The sequence below is a fragment of the Kitasatospora indigofera genome, assembly GCF_014655955.1.
In the GTDB taxonomy this organism is placed as follows: Bacteria; Actinomycetota; Actinomycetes; order Streptomycetales; family Streptomycetaceae; genus Kitasatospora; species Kitasatospora indigofera.
Genome location: NZ_BNBO01000060.1, coordinates 46054 through 52883 on the forward strand (window position 1 = coordinate 46054; position 6830 = coordinate 52883).

7 protein-coding genes are annotated in these 6830 nt (G+C 74.9%); 3 read left to right on the forward strand and 4 right to left on the reverse strand.

Annotated elements, in window-relative coordinates:
* Window positions 1-156 precede the first annotated feature (156 nt).
* Genes IE329_RS33520 through IE329_RS33530 form a run of 3 tightly spaced genes read left to right on the forward strand, consistent with a single transcriptional unit; the run spans window position 157 to window position 3415 of the window.
* Window positions 157-1050 (forward strand): alkaline phosphatase family protein, encoded by an 894-nt coding sequence (locus tag IE329_RS33520; RefSeq protein WP_190214807.1) that lies wholly within the window; start codon window positions 157-159, stop codon window positions 1048-1050.
* 5 nt (window positions 1051-1055) lie between these two features.
* Window positions 1056-2366 carry an MFS transporter gene (locus tag IE329_RS33525; RefSeq protein ID WP_190214808.1) on the forward strand — a complete coding sequence of 437 codons (1311 nt, stop codon included), beginning with the start codon at window positions 1056-1058 and terminating at the stop codon, window positions 2364-2366.
* The gene (locus IE329_RS33530; protein WP_190214809.1) at window positions 2363-3415 is read left to right on the forward strand and encodes a TolB family protein; all 1053 of its coding nucleotides are present in this window, start codon (window positions 2363-2365) and stop codon (window positions 3413-3415) included. Before IE329_RS33525 ends, IE329_RS33530 begins: the two co-directional genes overlap by 4 nt.
* Before the next feature lie 151 nt (window positions 3416-3566).
* On the opposite strand, the gene IE329_RS33535 is transcribed toward IE329_RS33530, so the two are convergent.
* The 4 genes from IE329_RS33535 to IE329_RS33550 all read right to left on the reverse strand — a co-directional run bounded on the left by IE329_RS33535 (window position 3567) and on the right by IE329_RS33550 (window position 6709).
* Window positions 3567-4025 (reverse strand): NUDIX domain-containing protein, encoded by a 459-nt coding sequence (locus IE329_RS33535; protein ID WP_190214810.1) that lies wholly within the window; start codon window positions 4023-4025, stop codon window positions 3567-3569.
* Window positions 4022-4567, reverse strand: a complete 546-nt coding sequence (locus IE329_RS33540) for an OsmC family protein (protein WP_190214811.1) — start codon at window positions 4565-4567, stop codon at window positions 4022-4024. Before IE329_RS33540 ends, IE329_RS33535 begins: the two co-directional genes overlap by 4 nt.
* 67 nt (window positions 4568-4634) lie before the next feature.
* Window positions 4635-5972: a M48 family metallopeptidase gene (locus IE329_RS33545; protein WP_190214812.1), complete on the reverse strand. Its 1338-nt coding sequence runs from the start codon at window positions 5970-5972 to the stop codon at window positions 4635-4637.
* A 137-nt stretch (window positions 5973-6109) separates the two neighbouring features.
* Entirely contained in the window at window positions 6110-6709 is a 600-nt protein-coding gene (locus tag IE329_RS33550) for a barstar family protein (RefSeq protein ID WP_190214813.1), read from the reverse strand.
* Window positions 6710-6830 lie beyond the last annotated feature (121 nt).

Consider the following 6830-nt stretch of genomic DNA (forward strand, 5'->3'; position numbering starts at 1 on the left):
CGGCTGTGACCTGCGCCGCCGGGTGACCGCGGAAGGTGTCGTCCCGGGGCGGCCGTTGTTCGCCTTTTCTTCATGTCCCTTGTGCCGTACGCGTCACCGGGCCGACCCTAGGGTTACGGCGCTCCGCCCCCATTCCCCCTGTGCACGGAGGTCACCATGCCCTTCGCTCGGAACAGCAAGCGCCCCCGTCGTCCCCTCACCGCCCTCGCCGCCGGCTTCGGCCTGGTGGCCGGCTCGCTCGGCATCTGGGCCGCCACCGGCACCTCGGCCCAGGCCGCGGTCGGTCTCCCCACCCCCGACCACGTGATCGTCGTGGTGATGGAGAACCACGCCTACTCCCAGGTGATCGGCAGCTCCAGCGCGCCGTACATCAACAACACCCTCAAGGCCGGCGGCGCCAGCCTCACCAACTCGTACGGGCTGACCCACCCCAGCGAGCCCAACTACTACATGCTGTTCTCCGGCAGCAACCAGGGCCGCACCGACGACAGCTGTGTGGGCGTCGGCTCGATCAACAAGCCGAACCTGGCGTCCGAGCTGATCGCCGCCGGCAAGACCTGGGCGAGCTACAACGAGACGCTGCCGAGCCAGGGCTCGACGGTCTGCTCCAGCGGCAAGTACGCGCAGAAGCACAACCCGTGGTTCGGCTTCAGCAACGTGCCGACCAACACCGCGTACACCTTCGCGCAGTTCCCGACCGACTACACCACCCTGCCGAAGGTCTCCTTCGTCGTCCCGAACCTGTGCAGCGACATGCACGACTGCTCGGTCGGCACCGGGGACACCTGGATCAAGAACAACCTCGGCGCGTACGCCACCTGGGCCAAGACCCACAACAGCATCCTGGTCGTCACCTTCGACGAGGACAACAAGCTGTCCGGCAACAAGATCCCGACCGTCCTGTACGGCGAGCACGTGACGCCGGGCAGCAGCTCCGCCACCACCTACAACCACTACAACGTGCTGCGGACGCTGGAGGACCTCGCCGGTCTCACCAGCCACGCCGGCAACGCCGCCACCGCCGCCGACATCACCGGCATCTGGAACTGACGGCCGTGTACCTCGCGGATCGCCGCGGCACCACCGCGCCGGCCTCCGCCGCCGCCGCCCCGGGCACCCGCCCGGGGCGGCGGGCGGCCGCCGTCCCCGGCACGGTGCTCGCCCTGGGCGCGGTCAGCCTGATCACCGACGTCTCCTCGGAGATGGTCAGCGCCGTCCTGCCGCTCTACCTGCTCACCGGACTCGGCCTGTCCCCGCTCGGCTTCGGCGTCCTGGACGGCCTCAACAACGGTGTCGGCGCCCTCGTCCGGCTGGCCGGCGGGCACCTCGCCGACCGCGGCCGGAGCGGCCACAAGACGGTCGCGGCCGTCGGCTACGGGCTCTCCGCGCTCTGCAAACCGCTGCTGCTGCTCGCCCACACCGTGCCGCTGATCGGCGCCGTGATCGCCGTCGACCGCACCGGCAAGGGCCTGCGGACCGCCCCCCGGGACGCGATGATCTCGCTCGCCACCGAACCCGAGCACCGCGGCCGGGCCTTCGGCGTGCACCGCGCGATGGACACGGCCGGCGCCCTGCTCGGCCCGCTGGTCGCGTTCGCGGTGCTGCGCCTGGCCGGCGGGCCGCTGCTCGCCGACGGCGGCGAGAAGGGCGGCTACGACGCGGTGTTCGCGGTCAGCGGCTGCGTCGCCGCGCTCGGCGTCCTGGTGCTGCTGCTCTTCGTGCCGGGCCGGCAGCGGGGCGAGCGGGCCCCGTCGCCCGCCCCCGCCTCGCTGCGCGACGCCGTCGCCCTGCTGCGGCTGCCCGCGCTGCGCCGGCTGACGGTCTGCGCGGTGCTGCTCGGCCTGACCACCGTCAGCGACTCCTTCCTCTACCTGCTGCTGCAGCGCCGGCTCGGCCTCTCCGCCCAGTGGTTCCCGCTGCTGCCGCTCGGCACCGCCGCGGCCTTCCTGCTGCTCGCCGTCCCGCTCGGCGCCCTCGCCGACCGGATCGGCCGCCGGCGGCTCTTCCTGGCGGGCCACGGCCTGCTGCTGCTGGCGTACGGCCTGCTGCTCGGCCCGGTGTCCGGCGACGCCGTGGCGGTCTGCGTGCTGCTGCTGCACGGTGCCTTCTACGCCTCCACGGACGGGGTGCTGGCGGCGGCCGCCGCCGACGCCGTGCCGGAGGGGCAGCGCGGGGCCGGCCTGGCCCTGGTCGGCACCGGGCAGGCGCTGGCCAGGTTCGCCTGCTCGCTGGCCTTCGGCGCGGCCTGGAGCGCGGCCGGCGGCACCACGGCGCTCGCCTGGTCGGCCGGCGCCCTGGCGCTCTGCGTGGCCGGCGCCGCCTACGTCCTGCGTGAACCCCGCGATCCCTCCGAGGTGCCTTCGTGACCGAACCCCAGCCCCCGCGACGCGGTTCGCAGGCCACCCGCGTGACGATCCTGCTGGTCGCCGTGCTGGCGCTCGGCTCGATCGGCGCCGGCGCGGTGTTCGTCGCGGCCGACCGCTCGGCCCGCCGCGACCAGGCGCAGCCCGGCGGCCCGTCCGTCGCCCCCGGCGCGGTCCGGCTCGACGCCCCCGCGGCGGGACGGCAGCTGGTCTTCCGCAACATGGCCTGGGGGCCGCACCACGACGAGGTGGTCAGCGTCCCCGCGGACCACCCCGACGGCGTGCGGACCGCCTCCGGCCTGCAGTGCCTGCGCTTCCACGCGGCGGCCGGCACCGGCGTCTGCCTGCAGGCCGAGCGCGGCGCGTTGCAGGACACCTACCGGGCGGTGGTGCTGGACGACCGGCTGCACGAGCTGCGGCACTTCCCGGTGGCCGGCATCCCGACCCGGGCCCGGGTCTCGCCCTCAGGCCGTCTCGCCGCCTGGACGGTCTTCGTCAGCGGGGACTCCTACGCCGGTACCGACTTCTCGACCCGGACCTCGATCGTCGACACCCGCGACTGGAACCTCCAGGACAACCTGGAGACCTTCGCGGTGATCAAGGACGGGCACCCCTACCAGGCGCACGACGTCAACATCTGGGGCGTCACCTTCGCCGACGACGGCACCTTCTACGCCACCCTGGCGACCGCCGGGCAGACCTACCTGGTCCGCGGTGACCTGGCCGCCCGTACCCTCACCACCCTGCACCAGAACGTCGAGTGCCCGTCCCTGTCGCCCGACGGCACCAGGATCGCCTACAAGAAGCGGGTGGCCGGCGCCGACGCCGACGCGCCCTGGCGGCTGTACGTCCTGGACCTGGCCACTATGACGGAGACCGCGACCGCCGAGCAGCGCAGCATCGACGACCAGGCGGTCTGGTCGGACCGCTCCACCCTGGTCTACGCCCTGCCCGGCGACTTCGGCGCCGATCTGTGGACCGTCCCGGCCGACGGCGGCGGTACGGCCACCCGGCTGCTGGACGCGGCGGTGGCGCCGGCCTTCCTGGGCTGAGGCCGGCCGGTGGTGTTGCCCGCCTGGCGGCCGCCCGTCCACCTGACTGCCCGTCCACCTGACTGCTCGTCCGCCTGGCCGCCCGTCCGACCGTCGGCCAGGCCAGGCCAGGCCAGGCCAGGACGGGACGGGAGCCGGGCCGGCCGGCGGCTCAAGGAGCGACGGCGCCGTGCTCCAGGTGGTCCGTCCGGCCCGCCGCCCTGGCCACGACGGCGGCCCGGACCCGCCGGGCCAGCCGTGCCGGCAGCAACGCGTCCAGCCGGGCCGGCGGGTGGAAGGCGGCCTCGGCGATCTCCACACCGTCCGGCGCCAGCCGCTCCCGCCACTCCCGGTCGGGCACGCCGCCGTCGAAGAGGAAGAGCACCCGGTCCTCCGGTCCCATCGGCGCCCAGTCCACCACCAGCAGCGGTCCGAGCCGGGCCGGCACCCCGAGCTCCTCCGCCACCTCCCGCACCGCGGCCGCCGTGGGCGCCTCCCCGGGCAGCACGTGCCCGCCCGGCACCTCCCAGCCGTCCTTGTAGGTCGGCTTCACCAGCAGGACCCGGCCTTCCGGGTCGAAGAACAGCACCCCGGCGGCGAGCAGCGCCCGGGCGACCGGCTCCCCGGTCACCCGGCGACCGCCTCGGGCCCGGCCTCGGCCTTGACCTCGGGCCCGACCTGTCGCTCGGCCTCGGGTCCGAGCACGGGCCCGACCTCGACCACGGGTTCGTGCCGGACCGGGAAGTTCACCGAGTTGGCGATGAAGCAGGCCCGGTGCGCGTCCGCGTGCAGGGCCAGCGCCCGGTCCACCATCCCGGCGGCCGCGACCCGTACCCTCGGCCGCAGCACCGCCTCGGTGAAGTGCCCGTCGGCCGCGGTCTCGGCCATCGTCCCCACGGCCCGGTCGACGTACCCCGTCACCACCACCCCGGACACCGAGCACAGGTGCAGGTACCACAGCAGATGGCACTGCGAGAGCGACGCCAGCAGCATCTGCTCCGGGTTCCACCGGGTGGGGTCGCCCCGGAACGACGGGTCCGAACTGCCGGGGATCACCGGCCGGCCCTCGGACGCCACCTCGTGCGAACGCTCGTACGCGCGGTAGTCGCTGGTGCCCGTCCCCCGGTCGCCGGTCCAGGTCACCTCGGTGTCGTACGTGTGCAGCCTGTCCATCGTCGGCCCCCTTTGCCGCCGGAATCGCCACCGGAAGCCTATCGGCCGGGCCGGCCGGGGCCGGGGCTCAGGCGAGCAGCTCGCGGGCGATCCGCAGGCGCAGCGGAGCCAGCTCCGCCTCGATCGCGGCGGCCTCCTCCGGGGTGACGACCAGGGCCGGCGCCGGGACGGGCCGGTGGCCGAGCATCCTGATCCGCAGGTGGGTCGGCGGATGCGTGCTGTCGACGCTGCTCAACTCCCGTACGGACAGCCGGAGCAGGCGCTCCGTCTCCTGCGGCGGCACCGAGGCCAGCTCGGCGGTGAACGCACCCCAGAACCCGGCGACCCCGACCGAGAGGCCGGACTGCCGCACCCCGGACAGGCTGCGCAGTCGCGACTGCACCGTCGAGGCGCTGCCGGCGAGCAGCAGCGTCCGCAGCAGCCCCTCGGCCTCGGACGTGGAGGCGAGCCGGGCGGCGATCGCGTCGGCGCGGTACTCGGCGCCCTGGCCGGACCGGGTGGTGAGCCGCTCCAGCAGGCCGAGCAGCAGCCCGACCAGCCAGTTGACGCATCCCATCGCCAGGCCGGCGAGTCGCTGCCCCAGATCGGCGATCTCCGTGACCGAGTTCGTCATCGAGCCGTCGCGGTCGTCGTAGCGCACCGGCTGGGTGATGTACCACCACTCGGACAGGGTGCTGATCGCGGATCCGAGCCACCGCCCGCTGCGGTGGTCGCCGTTGACGTCGTGGCCGAGTTCATGGCCGAGCAGGGCGAGGCGCTGCCCCGGGCCGAGCGGCTCCCAGAGGGGCAGGCCGAGGGTGAGGACGCTGCGCCGGCGCAGGCCGACCCGTGCGAAGGAGGCGTTGAACTCGTCGGTCACCCGGATCACGTCCACCGGCCGGGTGCCCACGGCGGCCGCCACCCGGTCGACCAGCGCGTACAGCGCGGGCGCGGCCGCCCGGCGGAGCACGCCGCTGTCCTCCGGGACCTTGCCGGACCGGGGACGCAGGACGAAGGCGAGGGCCAGGCCGAGCCAGCCCACCACCCGGAGCGGCCAGCTGTCGGCGAACTGCAGCGCCACCGAGCCGGCCAGCAGACCCACCGTCACCAGGTGCACGAACCCGGCCAGCGCCATCGCGCCGATCCAGGTCCGGTCCTCCCGTGCCCCGGCGCCCGCGGCCACCGCGTCGTACACCTGCTCGGCCCGCAGCCGGGCCAGGGCCAGCCGGTCGGCCTGCGCCTCCCACCGGCGCTCCGCCGCCCGCCGCTGCCGCGCGGTCAGGTCGGCGGCGGGGGCCTCCACCGGCAACAGGTTCCACTCGCAGTCCGGGCACCAGGTCGGGTACCGCTCGTGGGTGACGAGCCCGGCGGCGCAGGCCGGACAGACGGAGGACTTCGGGGGAGCGGGGGCGTGGCTGGTGGGCATGACCGCTGATCATGCCAGGTGGGAGCGGGGTTGTCTGCGGTGATTCGCCGGGCCGGCGCCCGCCGTGGTCAGGGCCCCGGACGCCGGCCGGCCGGGCCCCGGGGCCAAGGACCGGGGGCCCGCGCGCCCCAACCGGCTCAACCCTCCGGCGGCGGCCAGGGGAAGGCCTCCACCGGGTCGGCGCCGGGCCACCACTGCGTACCGGTGAGGGTGGCGGTCAGGCGGCCGTCCGTGAGGGCCACGCCCACGTCCGCGCCGGCCGCCGCCCCGTCGGCGAAGGCGGCGGGCGCCGTGTGGTCGAGGAGGAGGACGAAGTGCTGGGTGAAGGGCGTCCAGGGCTCCCCGTGCGGTTCGCCGTCCGCGTCGAGCTGGAGGTTGGAGTTCCACGCCGCCTGGCAGAGCACCGAGACGAACAGCCCCAGGAACTCGGCGCCGAGCAGTCCGTCGGCATGGTCGACGACGATCGCGACGTCCCTGGTGGCGCCGCCGTGGCCGTGCCAGTCGTGCAGGCAGTCCACCAGCGCGTCCCAGTTGCGGCCGAAGTAGCCCGGGAAGCCGAGTTCCCGGGCGAAGGCGTCGAACAGCGAGGCGGGTCGCAGCAGGTCCCGGCCGTCCAGCCGCAGGACGCGGCCGCCCCGGGCCCGGAGAGCGGCCGCCGCGGCAGTCGGCCACGGGTCGTCGGCGGTGGTGAAGACGACCCAGGGGGACCGCCGCTCGGTGAGGGTGGGGCTGTTCATGCCGGGGATCCTCGCACGGCCGCCCGGGCCCGGGCAGCCGGATTTCCCCAGGCCTAGGCCGTGTCTGACAATTCCCGCCGGGCGCGCGACGCCGGGCATCCGCCCCCAGCCTTCGGCCGGG